Genomic DNA, 23529 nt, shown 5'->3' with positions numbered 1-23529 from the left:
CTGCCTACTCACGGAAGCTCCGCTACTCAGGAGTCGCCGCGGAACAACGGATGTCCATGTCCCCCAAGACCAAGAAGCCTCGCCCCGCCCCTGCCCCCGCTTCCGCCACCACGCCGCCCAACCGTAGCGGTCGTGCCTGGCTCGCAGCCCTCGTCGGGGTATTGCTCCTGGCTACCATCGGAGCGTGGATCTGGGTCGAACAGGACAGCGGCGTCAGACTGCCCAGCGGCCACCCGCCGATTCCGGTCACCACCGCCAAACCTCCCGCGCCGACACCCGTGGTGCAGACCGCCAGGCTGGTGGATGAAGCCACCTGCAGCGGCTGCCACCAGACGCAGATCAAGGACTGGCAGGGCTCCCATCACCAGCAGGCGATGAAAACGGCCACCGAAGGCAACGTCCTGGGCGACTTCGCCGATGTCACCTTCAAGGGCGAAACCGAGACCAGCCACTTCTTCCGCAAGGACGGCGAGTACTGGGTCAACACCCCCGGCGCCGACGGCAAGCCGGCCGACTTCAAGGTCGCCTACACCTTCGGCTTCGAGCCGCTGCAGCAGTATCTTCTTGAGTACCCGGGCGGCCGCCTGCAGGCCCTCGGCGTCGCCTGGGATAGCCGCAAGCACCAGTGGTTCCAGCTGATGCCCGGCCAGCGCATCGACTTCAAGGACGAACTGCACTGGACCCGCCCTGCGCAGAACGCCAACTTCATGTGCGTCGAGTGCCACACCACCGGCTTCAAGCGCAATTACGATGCGAAGACCGACACCTTCGCCAGCCACTGGAACAGCCTCGGCGTCGGCTGCCAGGCCTGCCACGGACCGGCGTCGAAGCACCTGGAATGGGCGCAGAAGCCCGACGGCGACGCCAGCAAAGGCTTTGAAGTGCCGCTGCAGAACGCCAGCCAGAGCACCATCGTCGAGACCTGCGCGCGCTGCCACGCCCGCCGCGCGCCGCTGGGTGACGGCTACCAGAACCATCACCGCTTCATGGACGACTACCTGCCCAGCACCCTGACCCGCGAACTCTACGAGATCGACGGCAAGATCAAGGACGAGGTCTTCGAATGGGGCTCCTTCACCCAGAGCAAGATGTTCGCCAAGGGCGTGCAGTGCACCGACTGCCACAACCCCCACAGCGGCGAGCTGAAAGCACCGGGTAACGGCGTCTGCCTGCAGTGCCACAACACCGCCGGCAAGGCAGTGCGTCCGCAGATCGACGGCAAGGGCCTGCAGGCGAAGAACTACGACTCCCCCGAACACACCCACCACGAGCCCGGCACCCCTGGCGCGCAGTGCACGTCCTGCCACATGCCGGGGCGCTACTACATGGTCAACGACTACCGCCACGACCACGGCTTCACCCTGCCCAACCCCGCGCATGCGAAGCGCATCGGTGCACCGGATGCCTGCCTGGCCTGCCACAAGGACACCCCGGCGAAGAAGATCAGCGACCAGTTCCGCCAGTGGTACGCCAGCGAACAGCCGGCCAAGGCCAACGCCTCCAGCAATCCTGTTCCGCGCTATGACGACACCCTGTGGAAAGCCCGCAATGGCAAGCCCGGTGCGTCCCGCGCGCTGCACCTGCTGCTGGCCGACCCGAGCCTGCCGGCGATCCGCCGCGCCACGCTGATCGCCGAGCTGCCCGCCTACCCCAGCCAGCGCTCGCTGGAACTGGCCGCCATGGCACTGAAGGACCCCGACCCGCAGGTGCGCACTGCGGCCATCAACGTACTGCTGCCGCTCGCTAACGGCCCGCAACAGGGCCTGGTGCTGCCGACACTGCTGGCGCCGCTGCTGGACGACCCGATCCGCGCCGTGCGCATCGCCGCCGCCTGGCAACTGGCGCAGTTGCCGCCGCAGACCCGCGCCGGCCTCAACACCGCCCTGGAAAAAGGCCTGGGCGAATACGAAGCAGTCCAGAATGACCTGACCGAACGCGCCGAGGCGAACCTCAACCTCGCCATGCTCTACCAGCGCACCAACCGGGCGGAAAAAGTGGAACCGGCGCTGCGCGCTGCCATCGCACGCAACCCGGCGTTCCTGCCCGCCACGGTCACCCTGATCCAGTGGCTGGAGGCCAACGGTCGCCAGGCCGACGCTCGCCAGCTGCTCGATGAGGCACTGCGCCAGAACCCGGCGTCCGGGCTGCTGCACCACGTCAATGGCCTTGCCCTGATCCGCCAGGGGCAGCACCCACAGGCCCTGAAGGAGCTGCGCGAGGCAGTACGCCTGGCTCCGGAGGACGACCAGTTCCGCTATGTGCTGGCGATTGCCCTGCACGACACCGGCGACGCCGACGGCGCCTGCCACGAGCTGGAAGCCCTGCTGCAGAAACACCCGGCCAACCGCTCGGCGCGCATGGTGCTGCTCGACTACCTGCGCGAGTCCGGGCAGTTCCAGAAGGTGCAGCAACTCACAGCCGAGCTGGAGCAGCAGAACCCGGACGACCCGTCGCTCAAGCGCGAGTGACAGCTGCGAGGACAGACATTTCCGACGACAGGACGGAACCGCGGAATTTTCCGATGCTCTGAGAGGCGCGAAATCACTCAAGGAAGCATCATGCGTCGCCGTTCTGCCCCTGTTGTCGTAGCCCTCACCCTGCTCCCCCTCACCTGCGCCATGGCCGAAGATCGCGACTTCTGGCGCTCGGTCCTGACCTCCGGCGCCACCACCGCCTCGAGCTACCTGACCAGCCATGACGATCACAAAATGATCGGCCCGGCACAGGACGACGCCGCCAGCTTCATCGCCACCGACGGCGCGATCCGCGGCCCCTACCTGGAAGCCACGCTGCAGCAGATGCGCAGCGCCGATCCGGCCCTTGCCCAGGCCAGTGACGCCGAGCTGGCCTCGGCGATCCTCGCCGCCCAGCGCTAAGCGTCGCCAAGGTGCGTGGGCGACCGCTCGCGCACCTCATCCGCAGAATCTTGGAACTCCCGCCAACCGCCGCGCCTCTCACTTGTACACGGACCTTGCGGAGGTGTACCCGATGCGTACCGCGAAACTGGCCACGGCCTTTGCCCTGATCGCCCTGCCCGTTGCCTCGGCCATGGCCGACGGCGATTTCTGGCGCGACATCATCTCGTCCGGCGCCACCACCGCGTCGACCTACCTGACCTTCAAGCACGACAAGCTGATCGTCGCCGCCCAGGACGATGCGAGCGCCTTCGTCGCCAGTGACGGCGCCATCCGCGGCCCCTACCTGGAAGCCGCCCTCACCCGCCTGCGCAGCGATGACGCCGCGCTGCAGGACCGCAGCGACATGGAGCTGGCCAACGCCATCCTGACCCGCCCCGATGACGCATCCGCCCAGTGACACCCACCGGCGCGGCCCCTGGCGCCTGTCACGGGCCGCATCAGTGGACGCATCGCAGGGCCGTCCCTGTGCTGTACTGACACTCCCCAACCGACACGGAGTGTCCCATGAACGGTCCCATCCAGCCGCTGAAGATCACCCTGATCCTGCTGATCGTCAGTGAAGGCTTCTGGCTGCTGAATCGCCTGTTCACGGTCGTCGGCCTCGATCTGTATTCCCTGCTGCCGTCCAGCCTCTACAACCTGATCGGCATGCTCAGCAACGTGCTGATGATCCTGCTGTTCGTGTTCCTGATCCGCCTGATCGGCCGTTTGCAGCTCAAGTCCTGACAGCGCTACTGCAAGCGGGTCCGGGCCTTGCCTTGCCGGTAAGCGCCGGTGTTTACCTGTAGGAGCGAGCTTGCTCGCGAACCCGCACAACGCCGGCGCCCCCTGGGAAATCTGTTCGCGAGCAAGCTCGCTCCTACGAAAAGCATCGAATCAGCCGACAGACGCGCACCTGCCGACCTGTCACCCTCCATCCTCTTTCCTGAGCCAGCGTCCTAAGCCCGGAGCATTCCGCACGCCAAGGAGCAACGCGCCGGGAAGCGCCTGACGCCACGTCGGCGTTGCGGTCCTACGAGCCCACTGCTTAGCGTTTCGCCCTGCCACAGCGTCATCGTGGCCGGGCGTGGAAACCCGTGCAGTGTTGTTGTCGTTATAGCGGTAGCGATCCGGCATCTCTTCGGTGCCGGATTCGCTTTGCTGTCTATGGCGGGCCGTGTGAGGCGGACTTCGGTCCGGCCGGCTTTGTGACGACACTGCGCTGGTTTCCACCCTTGCACGGTCCGCCTCCCTCCTTCGGCAGTTTCGGGCGGCGGCTTCTTGATTCAGCAAGGAGCTCCAGCATGAACCTTTCGATTTCCCCGGCCGACGACGGCCTGATCCCGACTTCTTTCATCCGCTATAACCGCCAGCTACGTGCCCTGCTGATCGAGCAGCAGGCCTGGTTCGTCGCCCGCGACCTCGGCAAGCTGCTCAGCTACAAGATCACCGGGCCGTTCCTCTCCCGCCTGGACAGCGACCAGCACCGCCACGAGCGCCTCGCCGGCTACCCCGAGCCGGAGCTGCTGATCAGCGAAAGCGGCTTCTACGCGTTGCTGCTGGTCTACTGCTACCACCCGGAAAACCGCAGCCTGCGCCAGTGGCTGAGCAACGAAGTGGTGCCCACCCTGCGTGACCAGTTCAACCACGACGCCCGCCTGCCGCGCCGCCGGATGCAGCAGTTGCTCGGCGAGGCGCTACCGGTGATGGACTGGCAGGGCAACCTCTGGCTGCGTTGGCGCGACGCCATTGGCCTGATGGAAAGCCACCTGCGTACCTGACCCGCTTTTGCAGGGCGGGTGGAGCGTAGCGATACCCCTGCTGTCGGCGCACGGAAGCTGATGGGTATCGCTGCGCTCCACGCCATCCTACGTCGTGCCCTCGGCAGGCCCTGGTAGGGCGCATAACGCGCCAGCGTTATCCGCCGTGGCGCTTCCGGCGGATTACCCGTTCCGGGTTATCCGCCCTACGGCTCTGGGATTCGCTTCGACCTGCCCCGTCGCGTAGGAGCGAGGGGGCGCCATCGTTATTGCTCGCGAACCCGCCCAACGCCGAAGCGGCCGGGAACTCCATTCGCGAGCAAGCTCGCTCCTACGAAAAGCCCCATGAAAAAGCCGCCCGGAGGCGGCTTTTTCAGTTCAGCGCAAACTCACTCAGGCGCACGAATCACTCGCGGTAATCGTCCACCGGCACGCAGGCGCAGAACAGGTTGCGGTCGCCGTAGACGTTGTCCACGCGGTTCACCGCCGGCCAGTACTTGAAGGCGCGGGTGTGCTCGGTCGGGGTTACCGCTTCGGCGATCTGATAGGGACGGTCCCACAGCCCGGTGACGTCCGCCAGGGTGTGCGGCGCGCGCTTGAGCGGGTTGTCCTCGGCCGGCCATTCACCGGTCTCGACCTTGGCGATCTCCGCGCGGATCGACAGCATCGCCTCGATGAAGCGGTCCAGCTCATGCTTGGACTCGCTCTCGGTGGGCTCCACCATCAGCGTGCCGGGCACCGGGAAGGACATGGTCGGCGCGTGGAAGCCGTAGTCCATCAGGCGCTTGGCCACGTCTTCCTCGCTGATCCCGGTCTGCGCCTTGAGCGGACGCAGATCGAGGATGCATTCGTGGGCAACGCGCTCGTTGCGGCCGCGGTAGAGCACCGGGAAGGCGCCATCGAGCTGCTGGGCCAGGTAGTTGGCGTTGAGGATCGCCACCTCGGTGGCGTCGGCCAGCTGCGGGCCCATCATGGCGATGTACATCCAGCTGATCGGCAGGATGCTCGCGCTGCCCCAGGGCGCGGCGCTCACCGCGCCGTTCAGCGGGTTCGGGCCTTCGATGCGGATTACCGGGTGGTTGGCGACGAAGGGCGCGAGGTGCTTCTTCACGCCGATCGGGCCCATGCCCGGGCCACCACCGCCGTGGGGAATGCAGAAGGTCTTGTGCAGGTTCATGTGCGACACGTCGGCACCGATGTCCGCCGGGCGCGCCAGGCCGACCTGGGCATTGAGGTTGGCGCCGTCCATGTAGACCTGGCCGCCGTGGCTGTGGATGACCTCGCAGATCTCGCGGATGCCTTCCTCGTACACGCCATGGGTCGACGGGTAGGTGATCATCAGGCAGGACAGCTGCTCGCCGGCTTCGGCTGCCTTGCGCTTGAGGTCCTCCAGGTCGACGTTGCCGCCCTTGTCGCACTCGACGATGACCACGCGCATGCTCGCCATGATCGCCGAGGCCGGGTTGGTGCCGTGGGCCGAGGACGGGATCAGGCAGATGTTGCGGTGCGCGTCACCACGGCTCTCGTGGTACTTGCGGATCGCCAGCAGGCCGGCGTACTCGCCCTGGGCGCCGGAGTTGGGCTGCATGCAGATGGCGTCGAAGCCGGTGATCGCGCAGAGCCAGCTTTCCAGCTCCTCGATCATCAGGCGGTAGCCCTCGGCCTGCTCGCGCGGCACGAAGGGGTGCAGGCTGGCGAATTCCGGCCAGGTGATCGGGATCATCTCGCTGGTGGCGTTGAGCTTCATGGTGCAGGAGCCCAGCGGGATCATCGACTGGTTCAGCGCCAGGTCCTTGCCTTCGAGCTGGCGCAGGTAGCGCAGCATCTCGGTTTCGCTGTGATGACGGTTGAACACCGGGTGGCTCAGGTAATCGCTGCTGCGTTGCAGGGCGGCGGGAATGCCGTCGGCAACCTGGCCGGCGTCCAGTTGCGCAACGTCCAGGCCGTGGCCGGTACCGAGGATGATGTCGAACAGGCTGGCCAGGGTAGCGGCGCCGGTGGTTTCGTCCAGGCTCACGCCCAGGCGGTCTTCACCGACGATGCGCAGGTTGACGCGGGCGGCGCGGGCGCGCTCGACGATGGCCTGCTGCTGGGCGCCGACGTCCAGGGTCAGGGTGTCGAAGAAGTGCTGGTTGACCCGCTTCACGCCCTTGCCGGCGAGGCCGGCGGCCAGCACGGAGGTCAGGCGGTGTACGCGCTGGGCGATGCGCTTCAGGCCCTGCGGGCCGTGGTACACGGCGTACAGGCTGGCGATGTTGGCCAGCAGCACCTGCGAGGTGCAGACGTTGGAGTTGGCCTTCTCCCGGCGGATGTGCTGTTCGCGGGTCTGCAGGGCCATGCGCAGTGCGGTGTTGCCACGGGCGTCCTTGGACACGCCGATGATCCGCCCGGGCATGGCGCGCTTGTAGTCGTCGCGGCAGGCGAAGAACGCCGCGTGCGGGCCGCCGTAGCCCATGGGTACGCCGAAGCGCTGGGCGCTGCCCAGGACCACGTCGGCGCCCAGTTCGCCCGGCGGGGTGAGCAGCAGCAGCGCGAGCAGATCGCTGGCGACGCAGGCGATGGCCTGCTGGGCGTGCAGGGCGTCGATCACCGCGCGCAGGTCGCGGATTTCGCCGCAGGTGTCCGGGTACTGCAGCAGCGCGCCGAACACGGCGTGCTGGCCGAGGTTGTCCACCTCGTCGACCACCACGTCGAAGCCGAAGGCTTCAGCGCGGGTCTGCACCACGGAAATGGTCTGCGGGTGGCAATGCACGTCGACGAAGAACAGGTTGCTCTTGGCCTTGGCCACGCGCTTGGCCAGGGCCATGGCCTCGGCGGCGGCGGTAGCTTCGTCGAGTAGCGAGGCGCTGGCGAGGTCGAGGCCGGTGAGGTCGATGGTCATCTGCTGGAAGTTCAGCAGGGATTCCAGACGGCCCTGGGCGATCTCCGGCTGGTACGGGGTGTAGGCGGTGTACCAGCCCGGATTTTCCAGCACGTTGCGCAGGATGACGGTAGGGGTCAGGGTGCCGTAGTAGCCGGTGCCGATCAGGCTGGTCCACAGCTCGTTCTGCTGTGCGTATCCCTTCAGCCTGGCCAGCGCACCCTGCTCGTCGAGGGCAGCCGGCAGGTCCAGCGGCCGGTTCAGGCGGATCGCCGGGGGCACCGTCTGCACGATCAGGTCGTCGCGGTTGCCGAGCCCGAGGGTGTCGAGCATGGCTTGCTGCTCGGCGGCATCGGGGCCCAGGTGGCGGGCGAGGAAGGCATCAGGCTGGTGCAGCTGGGAGAGCGAAGGGGTGTTCGACATGGCCACGGTCTCGAAAGGACGTTCCCTGAAAAGAACAGGCCCCGACGAGTCGAGGCCTGTGGTTACAGCAGTGTCTTACGCGTCGGCGTCGCTGGCAGCGCGGTAGCCGGCGGCGTCGAGGAGCTTGTCCAGCTCAGCCGGGTTGCTCGGCTTGAGCTTGAAGAACCAGGAACCGTAGGGGTCGTTGTTCACTTCTTCGGGGGTGTCGGCCAGCACGTCGTTGACGGCGATGACTTCGCCGCCCACCGGGGCGTAGATGTCCGAGGCGGCCTTCACCGACTCGACGACACCGGCTTCCTGGCCGGCGGCGAGGGTCTTGCCCACTTCCGGCAGTTCGACGAAGACCACGTCGCCCAGGGCTTCCTGGGCATGGTCGGAGATGCCCACGGTCACGCTACCGTCGGCTTCCAGGCGCGCCCACTCGTGGCTGGCGGCGTAACGCAGGTCGGCGGGGATATTGCTCATCTTGTTGTTCCTCGAGGACTGGGCGACGGGCGGCGATGCCACCCTCTTCTAAGTTAGATCATGCAATTTAGATCAGGGCTTTGCCATGACGCACGAAATTCGGCTGAACGACGCGAACCGGGTACCACTTGCCGCGGATCTCCACTTCGGCTCGATCGCCGGTAGCCGCCGGCACGCGGGCCAGGGCGATGGATTTGCCGAGGGTGGGGGAGAAGCTGCCGCTGGTGATCTCGCCTTCGCCGACACCGGCGACGCGAACCACCTGGTGGGCGCGCAGCACGCCGCGCTCTTCCAGCACCAGGCCGACCAGCTTGGGCGCATCGCCGGCGGCTTTCTGCGCTTGCAGCGCCGCGCGGCCGATGAAGTCGCGGCCTTCGGGTTCCCAGGCGATGGTCCAGCCCATGTTGGCGGCCAGCGGGGTGACGTCTTCGTCCATGTCCTGGCCGTAGAGGTTCATCCCGGCTTCCAGGCGCAGCGTGTCGCGCGCGCCGAGGCCGGCCGGAGCGATGCCGGCGCCGACCAGGTCGTTGAGGAAGCCTTGCGCCTCGACGGCCGGCAACATGATTTCCAGGCCGTCCTCGCCGGTGTAGCCGGTGCGGGCGATGAACCAGTCACCGTCGGCCTTGCCCTGGAAGGGCTTGAGTTCGCGGATCAGCGCGGCGCGCGAGGGCGTGACCAGGTCGGCGGTCTTGTCGCGGGCGTTGGGCCCCTGCACGGCGAGCATCGCGAGGTCGGGGCGCTCGGTCAGGGTGACGTCGAAGCCTTCGGTATGGGCCTGCATCCAGGCCATGTCCTTGTCGCGGGTGGAGGCGTTGACCACCACGCGGTAGCCGTACACGCCAAGGTAGACGATCAGGTCGTCGACCACGCCGCCGCGTTCGTTGAGCATGCCGCTGTACAGCGCCTTGCCCGGAACCTGAAGTCGTTCGACATCGTTGGCCAGGAGTCGCTGCAGGTATTCCTTGGCCTGCGGACCGGTGACGTCGACCACGGTCATGTGGGAAACGTCGAACACGCCGCAATCGCGACGTACCTGGTGGTGCTCTTCGACTTGCGAACCGTAGTGCAACGGCATGTCCCAACCGCCGAAATCGACGATCTTGGCGCCGAGGGCGACGTGCAAATCATAGAGCGGCGTGCGCTGTCCCATGGGTGTTCTCCTTCCGGGCGAGGCGGGTGCGGAGCGCGAGTACGGCCCGCACGAAACGCGCGCATTGTAGTCGCATGGCAGGACTCTGGACAGCTTGTCCGACGGCCGATTCTCAGGGCCGCGAAGAACCGCTCTGGCGCGCGGAGCGGCGGATCAGGCCGATCACCGGGAACAGCCCGACCAGCACCAGTGTCAGCGCCGGCAGCGCGGCGCGCGCCCACTCGCCCTCGCTGGTCATCTCGAAGACGCGCACGGCCAGGGTGTCCCAGCCGAACGGGCGCATCAGCAAGGTCGCCGGCATCTCCTTGAGCACGTCGACGAACACCAGCAGTGCGGCGCTCAGCGCTCCCGGCAGCAGCAGCGGCAGGTAGACGCGGAAGAACAGGCCGACGCCGCCGACACCCAGGCTGCGGGAAGCTTCCGGCAGCGACGGGCGAATCCGCGCCAGCGCACCCTCCAGCGGATTGTAGGCCACCGCCATGAAGCGGATCAGGTAGGCCACCAGCAGCGCCCCCAGGCTGCCCAGCAGCAGCGGCTTGCCGGCGCCACCCAGGGCGCTGGAGAGCGGGATCACCGCGTGATTGTCCAGCCAGCTGAAGGCCAGCATGATCGCCACCGCCAGCACCGAGCCGGGCAGCGCGTAGCCGAGGTTGGCGATGCCCACCGCCGAGCGCACCGCTGGCGTCGGCGCCAGGCGCCGGGCGAAAACCAGCAGCAGCGCCACGCCGACCGTGATCAGCGCCGCCAGGCCGCCGAGGTAGAGGCTGTGGAGGATCAGGCCCCAGTAGCGCTCGTCGAGGTCGAAACGGCCCTTCTGCCAGACCCAGACCACCAGTTGCAGCATCGGGATGACGAAGGCGCAGGCGAACACCAGCAGGCACCAGGCGCTGGCGGCGAAGGCCTTCCAGCCGTGCAGCCGGTACAGCGCCGCGCCGCGCGGACGCTCGTTGGGCACACCGCTGCGACCACGGCTGTAGCGCTCGCCCAGCAGCACCAGCATGACGAACAGCAGCAACAGACTGGCCAGCTGGGTGGCGCTGGAGAGGCTGTAGAAGCCGTACCAGGTCTTGTAGACGGCGGTGGTGAAGGTATCGAAGTTGAATACCGAGACGGTGCCGAAATCCGCCAGGGTCTCCATGATCGCCAGCGCCAGCCCGGCACCGATGGCCGGCCGCGCCATGGGCAGGGCGACGCGCCAGAAGGCCGCCAGGGGCGATAGCCCGAGCACCCGCGCCGCTTCCATCAGGCCGCGCCCCTGGGCGAGGAAGGCGGTGCGCGCGAGCAGGTAGACGTAGGGGTAGAAGACCAGCACCAGCACCGTGATCACGCCGCCGGTGGAGCGCACGCGCGGCAGCCGCAGGCCGCTGCCGAACCAGTCGCGCAGCAGCGTCTGCACGGGGCCGGAGAAGTCCAGCAGGCCGACGAAGACGAACGCCAGCACGTAGGCCGGCACCGCGAACGGCAGCATCAGCGCCCAGTCCAGCCAGCGCCGGCCGGGGAATTCGCAGAGGCTGGTGAGCCACGCCAGGCTGACGCCCAGCACGGTGACGCCGACGCCCACGCCAGCCACCAGCACCAGGGTGTTGCCCAGCAGGCGGGGCATCTGGGTTTCCCACAGGTGCGACCAGATTTCGCGGTCGATCTCCGCCCAGCTCAGCAGCAGGACGCTGATGGGCAGCAGGACCAGGGCGGCGACGGCGAAGGTGATGGGGTACCAGCGGTTGGCGCGCATGCGTTGCGTGTTTCCAGGACATCAGCGGGTGTTCGTGGGAAATCTCGCCAGGCATCTGAGCGAAATTTCCCTCATTGAAATCGAATTCGCCCGATGCTCACCCGGTAGGGATAAAGCGCAAGGTACGGCGGTCGAATCGGCCACTCTGCCACTGCCGTCCCCAAGGAAAAAGTCCCATGTCGTCACTCCACCGCCTTTCCGGCCTGCTGTTGTTGCCACTCTGCAGCCTGGCCCTGGCCGACGAATCCACCCCCTTCGAATCCTGCCTGGCCATGGCCGTGAGCAAGGTCGCCGCGGATCCGCAACTGCAGGAGCGCTGGCAGCAGACCTGGATCGAGTCAGGCTCAATCCGCGAGGAAGCCTACGAAGGCTCGGTGGACGGCCAGCCGGCGAGCAAGCGGCTGGTCGCGCAACTGCGCCGGGGCGAGCAGTCCGACGGCGAGTTCATCTGCCTGCTCGGCGACGACGGCAAGGCACTCTCGGTCAGCCACTCGGACGCCGCCGGCGCCCGTTGAGGCGCTGGATTCAGGTCAGTTCCAGCCGGCGCGATCCATCAGCTTGATCGCTTCGGCCTGGCGCTTGCCGGCGATTTCCACCGGGATGCTGTCGGCCTTGAATTCACCCCAGGCCGCCACTTCCTGCGACGGCGCCACCTTCGGGTTGGCCGGGAATTCCTGGTTGATGCCGGCGAACAGCGACTGGGCGTCCGGGCCGGTCATCCATTCGACCAGCTTCTTCGCGGCTTCCGGGTGCGGCGCATGCTTGGTCAGGCCGATACCCGACAGGTTGACGTGCACGCCACGGTCGCCCTGGTTCGGCCAGAACAGCTTCACCGGCAGCTGCGGATTGTCCTTGTGCATGCGCCCGTAGTAGTAGGTGTTGACGATGCCGACGTCGCACTGGCCGGCGGCGATGGCCTGCAGCAACGCGTTGTCGTCGGAGAACACGTCGGTCGCCAGGTTGTTCACCCAACCCTTGAGGATTTCCTCGGTCTTCTCCGCGCCGTGGGTCTCGATCAGGGTCGCGGTCAGCGACTGGTTGTAGACCTTCTTCGCGGTGCGCAGGCACAGGCGGCCTTCCCACTTCGCATCGGCCAGCTCTTCGTAGGTCGACAGTTCCTCGGGCTTCACCCGCTGGGTCGAATAGGCGATGGTCCGCGCGCGCAGCGACAGGCCGGTCCAGCTGTCGGTGCCGGAGCGATACTGCGGCGGGATGTTGGCATCCAGGGTCGGTGAATCGAAGGGCTGCAGGATGCCCATCTTCTCGGCCTGCCAGAGGTTGCCGGCGTCGACGGTGAGCAGCAGGTCAGCCGGGGTGTTGGCGCCCTCGGCCTTGATCCGCACCATCAGCGGCGCTTCCTTGTCGGTGATGAACTTGATCTTCACCCCGGTCTTTTCGGTGTAGGCGTCGAATACCGGCTTGATCAGCTCGTCGATGCGCGAGGAATAGACCACCACTTCGTCGGCGGCCTGGGCGGTGCTACCGAAGGCGGCCAGCAGGAGGGTGGCGAGAAGACCTTTGCGCACGAGCATGAGCTTGTCCTTTGCGGGGAAGATATCCCGCAAATGATAAGGAACCTCATTTGCTAACGAGCCGCGCGTTTGTGTCGGGGTGTTTCGATGGGGTGTGGTTTGAGGTCGCGGGGGGGCCGGTGCGAAGCGAGAGGCCCTCTCCCTAACCCTGGCTGCGCGCCCCGCTCCGAAGGGAGAGGGGACTGGATCGGCACAGAATGACGCTCAAGTTTCAGCCGGCACAGATGGCTCCCTCTCTCTTCAGGGAGAGGGCGGGGGGAGAGGGCAAACGCCGCTCGGACTCTCCCGTCAAACCCGCGCCAACTCCGGCAGATCACCCGACAGCCCCAGCGCCTGACGCACGAACACGCCTTTGGCCTCGTGGTGCTTGTCCACCAGCCGCAGCCCGGCGTTGCGCAGCCAGCGCACGGCCAGCGGGTCGGCCTGGAACAGGCGCTGGAAGCCCTCCATCGCCGCCATCATCGCCAGGTTGTGCGGCATCCGCCGACGCTCGTAGCGGCTCAGCACGCGCTCCTCGGCGATGTTCTCGCCACGGGCGTGGGCGTGTTCGATCACCTCGGCGAGCACCGCAGCATCCAGGAAGCCCAGGTTCACGCCCTGCCCGGCCAGCGGGTGGATGGTGTGCGCGGCGTCGCCGATCAGCACCAGCCCTGGCTCGACATAACGCTTGGCGTGGCGCTGGCGCAGCGGGATGCACAGACGGCGGTCGGCGTGTTCGATGGCGCCCAGGCGATGCTCGAAGGCCAGGCCCAGGGCCTTGCAGAAGCCCTCGTCGTCCAGCGCCATGAGTTTTTCCGCCTGCTCCGGGGTGGTCGACCAGACGATCGAGCACCAGTGCGCGTCGCCCTCCTTCGCCAGCGGCAGGAAGGCCAGCGGACCGTCGTCGGTGAAGCGCTGCCAGGCGGTGGCCTGGTGCGGCTTCTCGCAGCGCACGCTGGTGACGATGGCGTGGTGCAGGTAATCCCACTCGCGGGTGGCACAGCCAGCCAGGCGGCGCACGGCAGAGTTGGCGCCGTCGGCGGCGACCACCAGCGGCGTGCGGATTTCGCGGCCGTCGGAGAGGCTCAGCAGCCAGTCGTCGCCGGAGTGGCGCAGCTGCTCCAGGCGCGCATTGGGCAGCAGGCCGAGGGTGGAGTCGTGCAGGCGCTCCAGCAGGGCGTCCTGCACCACGCGGTTCTCGACGATGTGGCCGAGCATCTCGGCATGCACGCTGGCGGCGCTGAAGTGGATCTGCCCGGTGCCCGAGCCATCCCACACCTGCATCTCGCAGTAGGGCTCGGCACGCCGTGCGGCGATGCCGTCCCAGGCGTGCAAGCGCTGGAGGATGCGCCGGCTGGCCTCGGACAGCGCGCTCACGCGCGGCTCGAAGGGCGCTTCGCGGTCGAACGGCTTGACGCTCAGCGGCGAGCCGTCCAGCAGCAGGATATCCAGCCCGCTGCCTTCCAGGGCCAGGGCCAGCGCGCTGCCGACCATTCCCGCCCCGACGATTACCAGATCCGCGTGCATGTGCGTTCCTTCTTCAGCGGCCCGCGCAGCACCTGCGCGGGCATCGAAATTCAAGCGGCCTGCCGCGCGCGCGGCTTGAGCCTTACGTACAGGGTCTTCTGCACCCGCGCCACGAGGGTGCCTTCGCCGTCACGCACTTCGGCATGCAGGCGCGGCAGATACTTCTCGCCCGCGGCGGTGTGCTCACGGATGTCGTCGATCAGCAGCTGGTCAATGCGGAAATCGGCATACACCGGCCCCTTGCCGGGACTGATGAATTCGATGTTGGCGGCCTTGTCCCAGACGATGTAGTCGCGCCCCAGGTTCTCCATCAGCATCAGCATGAAGAAGGGATCGGTCATGCTGTACAGGCTGCCGCCGAACTGGGTGCCGACGTAATTGCGGTTGAACAGGTTCAGGCCCATCTTCACCCGCACCTCGCGAAAATCCGCGCTGATGTGGCGCACCCGCACCCCGGCACCGAGGTACGGCGGGTAGAGGTTCAGGCCGAAACGCAGCAGGCGGGCGCGGCGGGCGCTTTTTGGCGACTCCATCGATCAGACCGGCCGGGCGCCCAGGCCCATGGCCTGGCGGGCGAACCAGCGCTTGGCCGGGGGCAGCAGGTCGAGGCCGAGCAGGCCGATGTTGCGGCCGGTGGCCAGCAGCGGCTGGGCATTGGAGAACAGCCGGGTGACGCGGTCGGAAAAACCGACGGTCATCTGCTGGTCCAGGCGCTGGCCATCCAGGTAGCGCTGCAGCACGGCGAAATCACCGGGCGCTGCGTCTTCCTGCAACAGGCGGTCGCCCAGCGCCTTGGCGTCGCGCAGCGACAGGTTGAAGCCCTGGCCGGCAATCGGGTGCAGGCTGTGGGCGGCGTTGCCCAGCACCACGAGGTGCGGGCGAATCTGTTCGTCGGCCTCGGTCAGGTTCAGCGGGTAGCCGTAGCGTGCGCCGACCTGGCGCAAGGTGCCCAGGCGATAGCCGAAGGCTTCCTGCAACTCGGCGAGGAAGGCCGCGTCAGGCAGCTCGCGCAGGCGCTCGGCGTCGCTGCCGTTGCGGGTCCAGACCAGCGCGCAGCGGTTTTCCGGAAGCGGCAGCAGGGCCAGCGGGCCGTTCTCGGTGAAGCGTTCGAAGGCCTGTCCGCGATGGGCTTCGGACGGGCTGATATTGGCGATCAGCGCAGTCTGCCCGTAGGACGAGGAGCGCACGTTGATGCCCAGTTGCTCGCGCAGGCCGGAGCGGCCGCCGTCGGCCAGCACGGCGAGGTCGCAGTCCAGTTGCGAGTCGTCGTCCAGGGTCAGGCGGTAGCCATCGCCCAGGGCGTCCATCCGGCGCACTTCGGCGGGGCAGCGCCAGCTCACCACTTCCGGGTCGAGCGCGCGCCACAGGCACTGGCCGAGCCAGGCGTTCTCCACCACGTAGCCCAGCGCCGGAACGCCCTCTTCCACCGCCGTCAGGCGTGCGGCGCCGAAGCGGCCGCGGTCGGAGACGTGGATCTGGGTGATGGGTTCGGCACGCTGGGAAATCTGCTGCCACAGCCCGAGGCGTTCGTAGATCTGCCGGCTGCCGAAGGACAGCGCCGAGGAGCGCGCGTCATAGCTGGGCTGGTAGGCATCGCCGGGGGCGAAGGGCTCGATCAGCACGATCTGCCAGCCGCGCGCACGGGCGCCGGCCTGGAGGATCAGCGCCAGGCTCGCGCCGACGAGTCCGCCACCGATGATGGCCATTTGCGTACGTTGCATGTCAGGCAGCCTGGGCCTTGGCTTCGGCCATCAGCGCTTCGATCTCGGCGACGGTTTTCGGCACGCCGTTGGTCAGCACTTCGCAACCGGTTTTGGTCACGACCACATCGTCCTCGATGCGCACGCCGATGCCGCGCCACTTCTTCGGCACGTCGGTGTTGTCCGGGGAAATGTAGATGCCCGGCTCGACGGTCATCGCCATGCCCGGTTCGAGCACGCGCCATTCGCCGCCGACGCGGTATTCGCCGACGTCGTGCACGTCCATGCCCAGCCAGTGGCCGGCACGGTGCATGTAGAAGGCCTTGTAGGCTTCGCGCTCGATCAGCTCGTCGACATCGCCCTTGAGCAGACCCAGCTCCACCAGGCCGGCGGTGATGACCCGCACGGTGGCCTCGTGGGCTTCGTTCCAGTGGCGCCCCGGAGCGATGTAGTCGAAGGCCGCCATGTTGGCGTCCAGCACCAGCTGGTAGATGGCCTTCTGCTCGGGGCTGAAGGTGCCGCTGGCGGGGAAGGTGCGGGTGATGTCGCTGGCGTAGCAGTCGATCTCGCAGCCGGCGTCGATCAGGATCAGGTCGCCGTCCTTGATCTGCGCGTCGTTCTCCCGGTAGTGCAGGATGCAGGCGTTGCGGCCGGTGGCGACGATGGAGCCGTAGGCCGGCATCTTCGCACCGCCCAGGCGGAAGGCGTATTCCAGCTCGGCTTCCAGGTGGAACTCGTAGAGCCCCGGACGGCAGGCCTGCATCGCGCGGATGTGGGCGCCGGCGGAGACTTCCGCGGCGTAGCGCATCACCTTCACCTCGCCGGCGCTCTTGTACAGGCGCTGGTCGTGCAGCAGGTGGTCGAGGGCAACGAACTCGTTCGGCGGCTGCGCACCCTGGCGCGCCTTGGAGCGGATCACGTTGATCCAGTCCATCAGCCGGCGGTCGAATTCCTGGTTGGCGCCCAGCGCGTAGTACACGCGGTCGCGGCCCTCGATCAGGCCGGGGAGGATGTCGTCGATATCGCCGATGGGGAAGGCGTCGTCGGCACCGAAGGTGCCGATGGCGCCGTCCTGGCCGGCACGCAGGCCGTCCCAGAGTTCACGCTCCGGATCGCGCTCGCGGCAGAACAGCACGTACTCGCCGTGCTCGCGGCCGGGGATCAGCGCCATCACCGCTTCCGGCTCGGGGAAGCCGGTGAGGTACTGGAAGTCGCTGTCCTGACGGTAGACGTGCTCGACGTCGCGGTTGCGGATGTACATCGGCGCCGCCGGGAGAATGGCGATGCTGTTGGGTTCCATCTGCGCCATCAGCGCCTTGCGACGACGGGCGTATTCCGACTTGGCGATACGGATCATGCGCGACCTCAATGCAGGGAGGGTTTCTCGGCCGGTGCCGGCACCTTGCCGAATTCGGAGAACAGCAGCAGCGGGGCGACGCGCAGGTATTCCTGCACTTCCATGTAGTCGGCCTCGCCGTCTTCGGATTCTTCCAGCTGGCCGCCGACCTGGGCGATGGCGGCGATGTCCTGCAGCACTTCGTCGGCTTCGTCCGACAGGCTGGGAGAGCGCAGCGCCAGGCCGAAGCCGGCGAGGAAGCCCTGGCACCACTGGCCCAGGGCGGTAGCGCGTTCCAGCAGCGGTTCATCGTCGTTGGGCAGCATCAGCACCACGGCCATCTCGCCCTGGCTGAAGTCCTGCTGGACCATGCCCAGCAGGCCGCCCAGCGCCGCGCCCAGACGCTCGCCCGGCTCGCCGCCGAGCAGGTCGCCGGCGGCCTGCAACCACTCCGCCTGATCGAAGCCACCCCCGGCGCAGACGCGACCGAGCAGGTGGCCGTGCAGTTCGGCGGGGGAAATCGGCAGGGCGGCCTCGGCGAGCAGGGCGGCGAAGGCGGTGTAGGCGGAGCTGGAAGTGGACATGATCGAACCCGGGTGACGGCTAGGCGCCATCAGGCGCCGCGCATAGAATATGGTCCTTTATCCTAGCACCGGCGCACACCGCAAGACCATGTGACGACGCGCCGGGCAGCCGTGCGTTGACCCACCCCCACGGCAGTCCTATATAGTTCTCGATTACTTAAGCAACTCCCAAGCGAGAGCCCATGGAAGACGCCGACCTGCACGCGCTGATCGCCAAGTTCGACCTGCTGCTCCAGCGCCTGGAACAGCTCAAGGCCGAGAACCGGCTGCTGCGGGCGAACGAGAAAAGCTGGCGGGAAGAACGCGCCCATCTGATCGAGAAGAACGATTTGGCTCGTCAGAAGGTCGAAGCGATGATTTTGCGTCTTAAAGCCCTGGAGCAGGACTCATGAGCCAGTCGAATACCCTGAACGTCCAAATCCTCGACAAGGAGTACTGCATCGCGTGCCCCGCGGACGAGCGCGTCAACCTGGAAAGCGCCGCGCGCTATCTGGACAGCAAGATGCGCGAGATCCGTTCCAGCGGCAAAGTGATCGGTGCCGACCGTGTTGCGGTCATGGCCGCCCTGAACATCACCCACGACCTGCTGCACAAACAGGAGCGCGTGGAGCACGACAGCGGCTCCACCCGTGAACGCGTACGCGAACTGCTCGAGCGCGTGGATCGCGCCCTGACCACAGACACCCCTACCACCGATAAAGACCAGGGTGAAGTCTGACCAGGGAAATTTCCTTGGGGTATAATCGCCTCGCTCCCTGGTGTGTTTGCCAGTCGGTGATGTCCCTGAGCCGATAATTGCAACAACGGGGGTTGCCAGTTGGGCTGGTGTGCATGTCCGCACGACGGAAAGCCTTAAAGCCTACTGCAACCACCACCTTGAACTCTCGGGTTCAAGGGCTAACCCGACAGCGGCATGTCCGGGGAGCTTTACCCTTCCATGATTCACTCTGATGGTCTTTCCCGCCCTGCCCTGCGCCGCCAGTTGCGCCAGGCCAGACGCGCGCTCACTCCCCTGCAGCAACGCCTCGCCGCCCAGGCCCTGTATCGCCAGCTCGCGCAGCATCCGCATTTCCGTCGGGCGAAGCACGTCGCCCTGTACCTGCCGGCTGACGGCGAAATCGACCCGCGCCCGTTGATGAAGGCCGCGCAGAAGCGTGGCAAGGCGACCTACCTGCCGGTGCTCTCCCACTGGCCACGCACGCACATGACCTTCCAGCAGGTGGGCGTCGGCGAGCGCTGGGTACGCAACCGCTACAACATTGCCGAACCGCAGGCCGACCGCCGGCGCCAGCGCCCGGCCTGGGCGCTGGACCTGCTGCTGCTACCGCTGGTCGGTTTTGATCCGCAGGGCGGCCGCCTGGGGATGGGCAAGGGATTCTACGACCGGACCCTGGCCTACCTGGGCATGCGCAAAAATTGGCAGAAACCGACGCTATTGGGCCTGGCGCACGAGTGCCAGAAGGTCGACAAGCTGGAGCTGGCGAGCTGGGATGTGCCGCTGATGGGCATAGTGACGGACGGCGGCTGGTATGGCCGTCTCGCGACGGAATCGCGTTCCTTGCGATAACCGTGGCGGCAGCAGTCCCCTGAGTCAGGGCTGCTGGGTGACCTGCACCGGGGCGTTGCCCTGGCGTTGTTCCCACAGGCTCTGGGTGTAACCGGTAGTGACGACACCCAGACCGAAAAGTATTACCAACACCCACAAAAGATCAGGCTTGCGTTTCATCGATTGCCTCCCCCTTCCAGGCAAACTGTCAACGATGGCCGGCGGTGGTTTTTTTATCCGTCCGGCAGGCCAAGCTAAAAACGGCGGCATTCTCCGACAATGAAAAGCTTCTCGCAATTCTGACGCCAACCGATCGTCGGAGGAGCAGTCGCCCCCAAAACTTCCGGCACTTTCAGGCAATGTTCATGCCGGTATTCCTACATCTTCTTCCTACAATTTGTTTCCGGCGAGCCGGCAGCTTGTCGCAGGGAAACACCTGCCCGCCTACCCTTAGCCAAATCAAAAGAAGATCCCGACCCGCCACGCAAAGGAGACCCTCGCGGATGGCACGCGCTTACTGGCTGATGAAATCCGAGCCCGACGAACTGTCGATCCACGACCTGCAGCGCCTGAAGAACGCGCGCTGGGATGGCGTGCGCAATTACCAGGCGCGCAACTTCATGCGCAGCATGCAGCCGGGCGACCTGTTCTTCTTCTACCACTCCAGCTGCCCCGAGCCGGGCATCGCCGGCATCGCGCAGATCGACGGCGAGCCCTACCCCGACCCGACCGCGCTCGACCCGAAAAGCCATTACCACGACCCCAAGGCCAGCGACCAGAAGAACCCCTGGACGGCCCGCGACGTGAGTTTCGTCGAGGCCTTCCGCGCGGTGCTGCCGCTGGGCACGCTCAAGGCACAGGCCGGGCTGGAAGAGATGCCCCTGGTGCAGAAAGGCAGCCGCCTGTCGGTGATGCCGGTCACTGCCGAGCAGTGGGCGATCGTCGTCGGCCTGGCGCACAAATAGAGGCACTGTGCTATTAGGTTACTGAAGCCCCCGGAATCCGCCGCATGCACCGCCTTCAGTCCTCACTCGCTGCATACCTCGGGCTTGGCGGTCTGCTCTGCGTGCTCCTGCTCGCCAGTGCCTGGCTGGGCGAGGAGCTGGCGGGCAGCGAACGGCAGCGTGTGCAGGAGCGCCTGACCTATCAGGGGCGCAGCCTCGCACACCAGCTGGAAGCCAACCTCCACGAGCAGGTCCAGGGTCTGGACCTGCTTGCCCAACTGTGGACTCACCATGGCCGCATGCCCCGCCCCGAATGGGAGCTGGACGCACGCTTCTACGTGCGCAGCTTCCCCGGCTACCAGTCGATCCAGTGGGCCGACCCGGAGCTGCGCATCCGCTGGCTGGAACCGCTGCAGGGCAACGAGGCGGCGCTGAACTTCCGGCTGTCCCCGCAGCATCCCAACTACGCCACCGCGATGTCCGCCCGCGACAGCGGCAAGCCGCGCCTGAGCGACAGCGTTGAGCTGGTCCAGGGCGGGCGCGGTTTCGTGCTCTACACCCCGGTTTACATCCGTGATGCCGGCGGCCGGCTGCAATTCGACGGTTTCATGCAGGGCGTCTTCCGCGTCGGCCCGCTGATGGACAACCTGCTCAGGCAGGCGGACAACCACCTGTTCAGCGTGCGCCTGCTGGAGCACGGCCGGCCGCTCTACGTGCGCGACCAGCCCGCCGGCGATGCCGGACAGACCCTGCGGGTGCCGCTGCGCCTGCTCAACAACCGCAGCTTCGAACTGGAACTCAGCCCCACGACAGCCCTGGTGCAGTCATTGTCCACGCCCTTGCCGATGGTAGTGTTCGGTGGCGGCGTGGCGATCAGCCTGCTGTTGGTGGCGGCACTCTTCCTCGCCCGCGAGAACGCCCGCCGCGCCACCGCACTGAGCGCCAGCAACCAGCTGCTCAGCCAGGAAGCGCAGCAGCGCCAGTCGGTGGAAGCCCACCTTCACGACAGCCGCGAACGCCTGCAACTGGCACTGGACCTCACCGACTCCAGCCGTGACGCGCTGTTCATCTTCGACCTGCAACAGCGCGAGCTGCTGCACATGAACCGCGCCACCTACAACGGCCTGGGCTACAGCGCCGAGGAGTTCCGCCACCTGCTGCGCGATGACCCGGAGCGGCTGATTCCCGGCTTCCATGCCTGGCTCCAGCTCGTGCAGCAGGCGCACCGGCTGAATTTGTCGATGATCTTCCAGCGCGAGATGCAGCGCCGCGACGGCAGCCTGCAGCCGGCGGAGATCAACACCCAGCTGATCCACCAGGGCGACCGCGACTACCTGATCGCCGTGGCCCGCGACAACAGCGAGCGCCTGCAACTGGAAGCGCAGCTGCACAAGCTGTCGCAGCAGGACGGCCTCACAGGCCTGTTCAACCGCCGCTATTTCGACCGCCAGCTACAGAGCGAATGGCGCCGCCTGCGCCGCGCCGACGCGCCGCTGGCGGTGCTGATGCTCGACGTCGACCATTTCAAGCGTTTCAACGACTGCCTCGGCCACCTGGCCGGCGACGATGCGCTGCGGCGCCTCGCCAGCTGCTTGCAGGAGTGCCTGCAACGCGAAGGCGATGTGGCTTGCCGATATGGCGGCGAAGAGTTCGTCATCATCCTCACCGACACCGGGCTGGAAGGCGCCAGCCATGTCGCCGCGCGCGTCCACCAGCGGGTGGCGGAGATGGGCGTCGCGCATCCGGCCGGCGAGCTGGGGCGACTGACGGTGAGCATCGGCCTGGCCATCGCCACGCCGGGGCAGGATACCGAGCCGGATCAGCTGATCGCCCAGGCCGACCAGGCGCTGTACGCGGCCAAGAACAAGGGCCGCAACCAGACGTGCGTGTGGCCGGTGGATGTTTCGGAGCGCACGCTTTCCTGACCCCTCAGGCCCGACATGGACACTCCTACAGGGGCAGCAGAGTGTCAGGCCATCTGCCCGATGGTCCGGCGGAAGCGCCACAGCGCACCGAAGAAGAAAGCGGCACCGATTCCAACGATGGCCAGCAGTTGCGGCCAGACGATGGACAGGTCCGCGCCGCGGTAGAGGATCGCCTGGGCCAGGCTGACGAAGTGCGTGGTCGGCGCTGCCAGCATGATGGTCTGCACCAGCTCCGGCATGCTCTCGCGCGGCGTGGTGCCGCCGGAGAGAATCTGCAGCGGCATCAGGGTGAGGATCACCAGCAGCCCCAATTGCGGCATCGAGCGGGCCACGGTGCCGATGAAGATGCCCATGGACGTGGTGGCGAACAGGTGCAGCGCCGCGCCCAGCAGGAACAGCCCCACCGAGCCGCTGATCGGCACGTCCAGCCAGCCGCGCACCACCAGTTGCAGCGAAATCGCCGCCGCCAGCAGCACCACGGTGCCCATGGACCAGACCTTGGCCATCATGATCTCGAAGGCGGTCAGCGGCATCACCAGCAGGTGTTCCACCGTGCCGTGCTCGCGCTCGCGGATCAGCGCGGCGCCGGTGAGGATGATCGACAGCATGGTGATCTGGTTGATCACCTCCATCACCGCGCCGAACCAGGCCTGGGTCAGGTTCGGGTTGAACTCCATGCGCACCGCCAGCTCCGCCGGCATCGCCGCCTCGGCGCGGTAGCGGCTGACGAACTCGCTGACCTCGGTGCCGACGATGCTCTGGATGTAGCCGGCGCCGGAGAAGGCCTGGCCGGTCTGCGTCGCATCGACGTTGACCTGGATCGCCGGCTGTCGCCCGGCCAGCACGTCGCGCTGGAAGTCCGGCGGGATGTCCAGGGTGAAGGTGTACAGGCCGACGTCCATGCCGCGGTCCATCTGCGCGTGGCCGATCATTTCCGGCACACGGAAGTACGGCGGCTGGAAGGCGTTGACGATGCGCGAGGAGAGCTGCGACTGGTCCTCGTCGACGATGGCGATCGGCGCATGGTGCAGGGTTTCCGGCACGCCGGTGGCCGAGCTGTAGACCCCCAGGGTGAAGGCCCAGGCGATCAGGATCAGCATCGCGTAGTCGCGGCCCAGGCTGCGGAATTCCTTGATGCCGAGGTTGAAGATGTTCGCCAGCTTGTTCAT

Annotated in this window: 23 protein-coding genes and 1 other RNA gene; 12 read left to right on the top strand and 12 right to left on the bottom strand. The window is 66.9% G+C overall.

The annotated features are described in order from the left end of the window. Nucleotides 1-50: 50 nt before the first annotated feature. The 5 genes from J2T47_RS03075 (at nt 51) to J2T47_RS03055 (ending at nt 4678) form a co-directional block, all read left to right on the top strand. Nucleotides 51-2468 (top strand): tetratricopeptide repeat protein, encoded by a 2418-nt coding sequence (locus J2T47_RS03075; protein WP_253442285.1) that lies wholly within the window; start codon nt 51-53, stop codon nt 2466-2468. A gap of 90 nt (nt 2469-2558) precedes the next feature. Continuing rightward, on the top strand, nt 2559-2876 hold the full coding sequence (locus tag J2T47_RS03070) for a DUF2388 domain-containing protein (RefSeq protein ID WP_253442283.1): 318 nt from the start codon (nt 2559-2561) through the stop codon (nt 2874-2876). Between the two features lie 112 nt (nt 2877-2988). Then, nucleotides 2989-3315: a DUF2388 domain-containing protein gene (locus J2T47_RS03065; protein ID WP_253442281.1), complete on the top strand. Its 327-nt coding sequence runs from the start codon at nt 2989-2991 to the stop codon at nt 3313-3315. A 107-nt stretch (nt 3316-3422) separates the two neighbouring features. Then, nucleotides 3423-3644 carry a hypothetical protein gene (locus J2T47_RS03060; protein WP_253442279.1) on the top strand — a complete coding sequence of 74 codons (222 nt, stop codon included), beginning with the start codon at nt 3423-3425 and terminating at the stop codon, nt 3642-3644. A 557-nt stretch (nt 3645-4201) separates the two neighbouring features. Beyond that, entirely contained in the window at nt 4202-4678 is a 477-nt protein-coding gene (locus tag J2T47_RS03055; RefSeq protein WP_253442277.1) for a BRO-N domain-containing protein, read from the top strand. Nucleotides 4679-5063: 385 nt separating this feature from the next. On the opposite strand, the gene gcvP is transcribed toward J2T47_RS03055, so the two are convergent. The 4 genes from gcvP to J2T47_RS03035 all read right to left on the bottom strand — a co-directional run bounded on the left by gcvP (nt 5064) and on the right by J2T47_RS03035 (nt 11287). Continuing rightward, a complete protein-coding gene (gcvP, locus tag J2T47_RS03050) occupies nt 5064-7940 on the bottom strand; it encodes an aminomethyl-transferring glycine dehydrogenase (protein WP_253442275.1) in 2877 nt (958 codons plus the stop codon). Nucleotides 7941-8015: 75 nt separating this feature from the next. After that, on the bottom strand, nt 8016-8405 hold the full coding sequence (gene gcvH, locus J2T47_RS03045) for a glycine cleavage system protein GcvH (RefSeq protein ID WP_017521399.1): 390 nt from the start codon (nt 8403-8405) through the stop codon (nt 8016-8018). Between the two features lie 67 nt (nt 8406-8472). After that, a complete protein-coding gene (gene gcvT / locus J2T47_RS03040) occupies nt 8473-9555 on the bottom strand; it encodes a glycine cleavage system aminomethyltransferase GcvT (protein ID WP_253442273.1) in 1083 nt (360 codons plus the stop codon). 112 nt (nt 9556-9667) lie between these two features. After that, nucleotides 9668-11287: an ABC transporter permease gene (locus tag J2T47_RS03035; protein WP_253442271.1), complete on the bottom strand. Its 1620-nt coding sequence runs from the start codon at nt 11285-11287 to the stop codon at nt 9668-9670. 176 nt (nt 11288-11463) lie between these two features. Between J2T47_RS03035 and J2T47_RS03030 the strand changes: the two genes are divergently transcribed. Then, entirely contained in the window at nt 11464-11802 is a 339-nt protein-coding gene (locus J2T47_RS03030; RefSeq protein ID WP_253442269.1) for a hypothetical protein, read from the top strand. 15 nt (nt 11803-11817) lie between these two features. Here J2T47_RS03030 and J2T47_RS03025 read toward each other — a convergent pair whose 3' ends face one another. From J2T47_RS03025 to J2T47_RS03000, 6 genes are all read right to left on the bottom strand, one after another. Continuing rightward, nucleotides 11818-12819 carry a Fe(3+) ABC transporter substrate-binding protein gene (locus tag J2T47_RS03025; protein WP_253442267.1) on the bottom strand — a complete coding sequence of 334 codons (1002 nt, stop codon included), beginning with the start codon at nt 12817-12819 and terminating at the stop codon, nt 11818-11820. 288 nt (nt 12820-13107) lie between these two features. Beyond that, entirely contained in the window at nt 13108-14325 is a 1218-nt protein-coding gene (locus J2T47_RS03020) for a 2-octaprenyl-3-methyl-6-methoxy-1,4-benzoquinol hydroxylase (RefSeq protein WP_253442265.1), read from the bottom strand. Nucleotides 14326-14375: 50 nt separating this feature from the next. Beyond that, nucleotides 14376-14858, bottom strand: a complete 483-nt coding sequence (locus J2T47_RS03015; RefSeq protein ID WP_253442263.1) for a DUF4442 domain-containing protein — start codon at nt 14856-14858, stop codon at nt 14376-14378. A gap of 3 nt (nt 14859-14861) precedes the next feature. After that, nucleotides 14862-16046, bottom strand: coding sequence for a 2-octaprenyl-6-methoxyphenyl hydroxylase (ubiH, locus tag J2T47_RS03010; RefSeq protein WP_253442261.1), 1185 nt, complete (start codon nt 16044-16046; stop codon nt 14862-14864). Between the two features lies 1 nt (nt 16047). Beyond that, nucleotides 16048-17382, bottom strand: coding sequence for a Xaa-Pro aminopeptidase (pepP, locus tag J2T47_RS03005; RefSeq protein WP_081519531.1), 1335 nt, complete (start codon nt 17380-17382; stop codon nt 16048-16050). An 8-nt stretch (nt 17383-17390) separates the two neighbouring features. After that, on the bottom strand, nt 17391-17945 hold the full coding sequence (locus tag J2T47_RS03000; RefSeq protein ID WP_253442259.1) for a UPF0149 family protein: 555 nt from the start codon (nt 17943-17945) through the stop codon (nt 17391-17393). Between the two features lie 182 nt (nt 17946-18127). On the opposite strand from J2T47_RS03000, the gene J2T47_RS02995 reads away from it, so the two are divergent. The 4 genes from J2T47_RS02995 to J2T47_RS02980 all read left to right on the top strand — a co-directional run bounded on the left by J2T47_RS02995 (nt 18128) and on the right by J2T47_RS02980 (nt 19512). After that, nucleotides 18128-18337, top strand: coding sequence for a TIGR02449 family protein (locus J2T47_RS02995; protein ID WP_017521390.1), 210 nt, complete (start codon nt 18128-18130; stop codon nt 18335-18337). Then, complete coding sequence (locus J2T47_RS02990; RefSeq protein ID WP_045213134.1) at nt 18334-18663, top strand: cell division protein ZapA; 330 nt, start codon at nt 18334-18336, stop codon at nt 18661-18663. The genes J2T47_RS02995 and J2T47_RS02990 overlap by 4 nt, the downstream gene beginning before the upstream one ends. A gap of 31 nt (nt 18664-18694) precedes the next feature. After that, nucleotides 18695-18873: non-coding RNA, 6S RNA (gene ssrS / locus J2T47_RS02985), on the top strand. Between the two features lie 9 nt (nt 18874-18882). Then, nucleotides 18883-19512 carry a 5-formyltetrahydrofolate cyclo-ligase gene (locus J2T47_RS02980; RefSeq protein ID WP_253442257.1) on the top strand — a complete coding sequence of 210 codons (630 nt, stop codon included), beginning with the start codon at nt 18883-18885 and terminating at the stop codon, nt 19510-19512. Nucleotides 19513-19536: 24 nt separating this feature from the next. On the opposite strand, the gene J2T47_RS29175 is transcribed toward J2T47_RS02980, so the two are convergent. Next, nucleotides 19537-19671, bottom strand: coding sequence for a hypothetical protein (locus J2T47_RS29175; RefSeq protein WP_128082560.1), 135 nt, complete (start codon nt 19669-19671; stop codon nt 19537-19539). Nucleotides 19672-19994: 323 nt separating this feature from the next. Between J2T47_RS29175 and J2T47_RS02975 the strand changes: the two genes are divergently transcribed. Together J2T47_RS02975 and J2T47_RS02970 are read left to right on the top strand one after the other, a co-directional pair. Beyond that, on the top strand, nt 19995-20456 hold the full coding sequence (locus J2T47_RS02975) for an EVE domain-containing protein (RefSeq protein WP_253442255.1): 462 nt from the start codon (nt 19995-19997) through the stop codon (nt 20454-20456). Nucleotides 20457-20500: 44 nt separating this feature from the next. Further along, complete coding sequence (locus J2T47_RS02970) at nt 20501-22360, top strand: sensor domain-containing diguanylate cyclase (RefSeq protein WP_253442253.1); 1860 nt, start codon at nt 20501-20503, stop codon at nt 22358-22360. A 44-nt stretch (nt 22361-22404) separates the two neighbouring features. On the opposite strand, the gene J2T47_RS02965 is transcribed toward J2T47_RS02970, so the two are convergent. Continuing rightward, nucleotides 22405-23529, bottom strand: a complete 1125-nt coding sequence (locus J2T47_RS02965) for an ABC transporter permease (RefSeq protein WP_253442251.1) — start codon at nt 23527-23529, stop codon at nt 22405-22407.

It is taken from the genome of Pseudomonas nitroreducens, from assembly GCF_024170165.1.
Lineage (GTDB): Bacteria > Pseudomonadota > Gammaproteobacteria > Pseudomonadales > Pseudomonadaceae > Pseudomonas > Pseudomonas nitroreducens_C.
This window is presented reverse-complemented; position numbering and strand designations above follow the sequence as displayed.

Excerpts from the sequence above, each read along its gene's own strand:
- J2T47_RS03065 (WP_253442281.1), top strand. The coding sequence starts at position 2,989 with ATGCGTACCGCGAAACTGGCCACGGCCTTTGCCCTGATCGCCCTGCCC.
- J2T47_RS03025 (WP_253442267.1), bottom strand. The coding sequence starts at position 12,819 with ATGCTCGTGCGCAAAGGTCTTCTCGCCACCCTCCTGCTGGCCGCCTTC.
- J2T47_RS02965 (WP_253442251.1), bottom strand. The coding sequence starts at position 23,529 with ATGAACAAGCTGGCGAACATCTTCAACCTCGGCATCAAGGAATTCCGC.
- gcvT (WP_253442273.1), bottom strand. The coding sequence starts at position 9,555 with ATGGGACAGCGCACGCCGCTCTATGATTTGCACGTCGCCCTCGGCGCC.
- J2T47_RS02995 (WP_017521390.1), top strand. The coding sequence starts at position 18,128 with ATGGAAGACGCCGACCTGCACGCGCTGATCGCCAAGTTCGACCTGCTG.
- J2T47_RS03035 (WP_253442271.1), bottom strand. The coding sequence starts at position 11,287 with ATGCGCGCCAACCGCTGGTACCCCATCACCTTCGCCGTCGCCGCCCTG.
- J2T47_RS29175 (WP_128082560.1), bottom strand. The coding sequence starts at position 19,671 with ATGAAACGCAAGCCTGATCTTTTGTGGGTGTTGGTAATACTTTTCGGT.
- gcvH (WP_017521399.1), bottom strand. The coding sequence starts at position 8,405 with ATGAGCAATATCCCCGCCGACCTGCGTTACGCCGCCAGCCACGAGTGG.
- J2T47_RS02975 (WP_253442255.1), top strand. The coding sequence starts at position 19,995 with ATGGCACGCGCTTACTGGCTGATGAAATCCGAGCCCGACGAACTGTCG.
- J2T47_RS03015 (WP_253442263.1), bottom strand. The coding sequence starts at position 14,858 with ATGGAGTCGCCAAAAAGCGCCCGCCGCGCCCGCCTGCTGCGTTTCGGC.
- J2T47_RS03060 (WP_253442279.1), top strand. The coding sequence starts at position 3,423 with ATGAACGGTCCCATCCAGCCGCTGAAGATCACCCTGATCCTGCTGATC.
- J2T47_RS03020 (WP_253442265.1), bottom strand. The coding sequence starts at position 14,325 with ATGCACGCGGATCTGGTAATCGTCGGGGCGGGAATGGTCGGCAGCGCG.
- J2T47_RS03075 (WP_253442285.1), top strand. The coding sequence starts at position 51 with ATGTCCATGTCCCCCAAGACCAAGAAGCCTCGCCCCGCCCCTGCCCCC.
- gcvP (WP_253442275.1), bottom strand. The coding sequence starts at position 7,940 with ATGTCGAACACCCCTTCGCTCTCCCAGCTGCACCAGCCTGATGCCTTC.
- J2T47_RS02990 (WP_045213134.1), top strand. The coding sequence starts at position 18,334 with ATGAGCCAGTCGAATACCCTGAACGTCCAAATCCTCGACAAGGAGTAC.
- ubiH (WP_253442261.1), bottom strand. The coding sequence starts at position 16,046 with ATGCAACGTACGCAAATGGCCATCATCGGTGGCGGACTCGTCGGCGCG.
- J2T47_RS03000 (WP_253442259.1), bottom strand. The coding sequence starts at position 17,945 with ATGTCCACTTCCAGCTCCGCCTACACCGCCTTCGCCGCCCTGCTCGCC.
- J2T47_RS03070 (WP_253442283.1), top strand. The coding sequence starts at position 2,559 with ATGCGTCGCCGTTCTGCCCCTGTTGTCGTAGCCCTCACCCTGCTCCCC.
- pepP (WP_081519531.1), bottom strand. The coding sequence starts at position 17,382 with ATGATCCGTATCGCCAAGTCGGAATACGCCCGTCGTCGCAAGGCGCTG.
- J2T47_RS03030 (WP_253442269.1), top strand. The coding sequence starts at position 11,464 with ATGTCGTCACTCCACCGCCTTTCCGGCCTGCTGTTGTTGCCACTCTGC.
- J2T47_RS02980 (WP_253442257.1), top strand. The coding sequence starts at position 18,883 with ATGATTCACTCTGATGGTCTTTCCCGCCCTGCCCTGCGCCGCCAGTTG.
- J2T47_RS02970 (WP_253442253.1), top strand. The coding sequence starts at position 20,501 with ATGCACCGCCTTCAGTCCTCACTCGCTGCATACCTCGGGCTTGGCGGT.
- J2T47_RS03055 (WP_253442277.1), top strand. The coding sequence starts at position 4,202 with ATGAACCTTTCGATTTCCCCGGCCGACGACGGCCTGATCCCGACTTCT.